This is a genomic window from Streptomyces sp. DvalAA-14 (genome assembly GCF_900091855.1).
Lineage (GTDB): Bacteria > Actinomycetota > Actinomycetes > Streptomycetales > Streptomycetaceae > Actinacidiphila.
In genome coordinates this window covers 1-3,266 of record NZ_FMCH01000651.1, presented here as the reverse complement: position 1 = coordinate 3,266, position 3,266 = coordinate 1, and the positions used below count along the sequence as shown (strand labels likewise).

3 protein-coding genes are annotated in these 3,266 nt (G+C 74.3%); 2 read left to right on the top strand and 1 reads right to left on the bottom strand.

Going from position 1 to position 3,266, the window contains the following annotated elements:
• On the bottom strand, positions 1-566 hold a 566-nt coding region (locus tag GA0115240_RS34590; RefSeq protein WP_161302656.1), incomplete at its 3' end, for a saccharopine dehydrogenase NADP-binding domain-containing protein.
• Between the two features lie 102 nt (positions 567-668).
• On the opposite strand from GA0115240_RS34590, the gene GA0115240_RS37520 reads away from it, so the two are divergent.
• Together GA0115240_RS37520 and GA0115240_RS34580 are read left to right on the top strand one after the other, a co-directional pair.
• Positions 669-935 (top strand): DUF5302 domain-containing protein, encoded by a 267-nt coding sequence (locus GA0115240_RS37520; protein ID WP_093743005.1) that lies wholly within the window; start codon positions 669-671, stop codon positions 933-935.
• Positions 936-1,063: 128 nt separating this feature from the next.
• Complete coding sequence (locus GA0115240_RS34580) at positions 1,064-3,079, top strand: M3 family metallopeptidase (protein WP_093743003.1); 2,016 nt, start codon at positions 1,064-1,066, stop codon at positions 3,077-3,079.
• The last annotated feature ends 187 nt before the right edge of the window (positions 3,080-3,266 follow it).

Genomic DNA, 3,266 nt, shown 5'->3' with positions numbered 1-3,266 from the left:
CCGAACGGGACGGCGCGGATCTCCCCGCCGGCCCGGATCCGGCCGCCGTCGGCCGCGCCCTCCAGCGCGCTGCGCGCGGTGCCGGGGCTGGTCCCGCCGCCGGTCAGGAAGGCCAGGTCGAGCTGGGTGGCGTCCGGCAGCCGCGCGGCCAGCAGCGCCGCCACGCAGTCGGTCGGCACCACGTCGAAGCCCGCACCCGGCAGCAGGGTGACACCGGCCGCCGCGGCCCGCGGGCCCAGCGCGTACAGCGACTCGAAGACATCGATCTCGCCGGTTATATCCAGATACGGCGTCCGGGTCTCGATACAGGCCGTCGCCATCGGCAGCGCGGTCCGCGCGAAGGGACCCGCACAGTGCGCCACGCCGTCCACGCCGTCCAGCCCGCGGCGTATCGCACCCGGCTCGGCCAGCCCGAACACCCGGTGCTCCAGACCGAGTTCGGCGGCAAGCGGAACCAGCTTGGCGGCGTTGCGCCCGGCCAGCACGGGCCGCAGGCCCCGGGCCGCGGCGCGACGGGCGATGAGGCGGCCGGTGTACCCGGTGGCGCCGTACAACAGCCAGGTCATGGGTCTGTTCCTCCTCGGAGGTGCTGACCGGAACCGTACACGCGCTGTCCCGCGACACGATATCGGGTGGGCGGTCGCCCCCCGGCGTGCGACGCTGGTGTCATGACCGACCCAGAGCACGAGGCCACCCCGGCCGCCGACGCAGACCCCCAGGACGCCGCCGCGGCCGCGGCCGACGACCCCGAGACGGAGGCCGGCGCACCGGACCCGGACGAGGACGAGGTGAAGCGGAAGTTCCGCGAGGCGCTGACCCGCAAGCAGGGCGCCCGCCAAGCGGGCACCGGCGGCGCCGGCCCCGACCAGTCCAAGGTCCACGGCGCCCACGGCCGCGCCGGCGGCCCCCGCGAGTTCCGCCGCAAGAGCGGCTGACGTCGTAGGCCTGCCCGGTCCCGGCAGGCCCGCAGGTATTCCGCACCCCGTCCCGCCCGCCCGGCCCACGCTGCCGGGCGGGCTGTTTTCCGCCCCTGGCCGGGCGCCGGTCGGCGTAGGGTCGAGCGGTGACGACGAATCCCCTCCTCAGCCGGAGCGACCTGCCGTACGAGCTGCCGCCGTTCGCCGAGATCCGGGACGAGCACTACCTGCCCGCCTTCGAGTACGCGCTGGCCGAGCACCTGGCCGAAGTAGCGGCCGTCGCCGACAACCCGGAGCCCGCCACCTTCGCCAATACGCTGGTGGCGCTGGAGCGTTCGGGTGAACTCCTGGACCGGGTCCGGGCCGTCTTCGACAACCAGGCGTCGTCACACCTCACCCCCGTCGTGCGCGCGATCGAACCGCGGATCAGCGCCATGCTGGCCGCCCACAGCGACGCCGTGCACCTCAACCCGGCGCTGTACGCCCGCATCTCGGCGCTGTACGCCGCCCGCGACACCCTCGACCTCGATCCCGAGTCCCACCGGCTGCTGGAGCGCTACCACACCGACTACCGACGGGCCGGCGCCGAACTGTCCGACGCGGGCCGGCGGCGGCTGCGCGACCTCAACGCCCGGATCGCCGCCGCCGCCACCGCCTTCGGCCAGAACCTGCTGGCCGCCAGCGCCGCCGACGCGCTGGTCCTGGACGACCCGGCCCAGCTGTCCGGCCTGTCGCCCGACGCGATCGCCGCCGCCGCCGAGAACGCCCGCGCGCGCGGCCTGGAAGGCCGCTGGGTGCTCGGCCTGAAGAGCTTCTCCAACCAGTTCGAACTGGCGGTCCTGGACGACCGCGAGGTCCGCCGGCGGCTGCTGGACGCCTCCGTGAACCGCGCCCAGGACACCAACGGCCCGCTCGCGGTCACCCTCGCCACCCTGCGCGCCGAACGGGCCGCCCTGCTCGGCTACGACAGCCACGCCGCCTACGTCGTCGCCGACCGCACGGCCGGCAGCACCCAGGCCGTCACCGACCTGCTGGCACAGCTCGTGCCGCCCGCCGTCGCCAACGCCCGGCGCGAGGCCGAGGCGCTGGCCGAACTGGCCGGCGGACCGGTCGAGGCATGGGACTGGGCCTACTGGTCCAACCAGTTGCGCAAGCGGCGCTTCGACATCGACGAGGCCGAACTGCGGCCGTACTTCGCGCTCGACACCGTGCTGCGCGACGGCGTCTTCCACGCCGCCCACGAGCTCTACGGCCTCACCTTCACCGAACGTCCCGACCTGCCCGGCTACCACCCCGACGTACGGGTCTTCGAGGTCTTCGAAGCCGACGGCACCGGCCTCGGCCTGGTCCTGTGCGACTTCTTCGCCCGCGAGACCAAGCGCGGCGGCGCCTGGATGAACGCGCTCATCGACCAGTCCACCCTGCTCGGCAGGCGACCGGTGGTCGTCAACAACCACAACATCCCCCGCCCCGCGCCCGGTGAGCCCGCCCTGCTCACCCTCGTCCAGGTGGACACCCTCTTCCACGAGTTCGGGCACGCCCTGCACGGCCTGTTCTCCGCGGTGCGCTACCCGTACTTCGCCGGCACCAGCGTGCCCAGCGACTTCGTCGAGTACCCCTCGCAGGTCAACGAGATGTGGTCGCTGTGGCCGGAGATCTTCGCCCACTACGCCACCCACCACGAGACGGGCGAGCCGATGCCGGAGCGCACGGTGGCCCGGATGCGGGAGGCGACCCGCTTCGGCCAGGGCTTCGCCACCGTCGAGTACCTGGCCGCCACCCTGCTGGACTGGGCCTGGCACACCCTGCCGGCTGGCGCCGACCCCGGCGACCCGCTCGCCTTCGAGGCCAAGGCCCTCCAGGACGCCGGCCTCGCCCTGCCGGCGATCCCGCCGCGCTACCGCACCACCTACTTCACCCACATCTTCAACAGCCAGTACAGCGCGGGCTATTACTCCTACATCTGGAGCGAGGTCCTGGACGCCGACACCGTCGACTGGTTCCGCTCCAACGGCGGACTGCGCCGCGCCAACGGGGACACCTTCCGCCGCGAGCTGCTGTCCCGGGGCGGGAGCGTGGACCCGATGCGGGCGTTCGCCGCGGTACGGGGCCGCCCGCCGCGGGTGGAACCGCTGCTGGCCCGGCGGGGCCTGGCGGGGTAGCCGCGGGCGCCCGGTCCGTGCCGGGGTGGGTCCGTGCCGGGGTGGGTGCGCGCCGGGTCGGTACGCGCCGGGCCTGCCGGTGCCCGGGTCGGTCCGGGCCCGGCTGCTCGGCGCCCGCGGATATTCGGGTGCCGACGCGGCCACCGGTCGGACACGATGGACCCATGGGATGGACGTTGACGCCGGC

Excerpts from the sequence above, each read along its gene's own strand:
- GA0115240_RS37520 (WP_093743005.1), top strand. The coding sequence starts at position 669 with ATGACCGACCCAGAGCACGAGGCCACCCCGGCCGCCGACGCAGACCCC.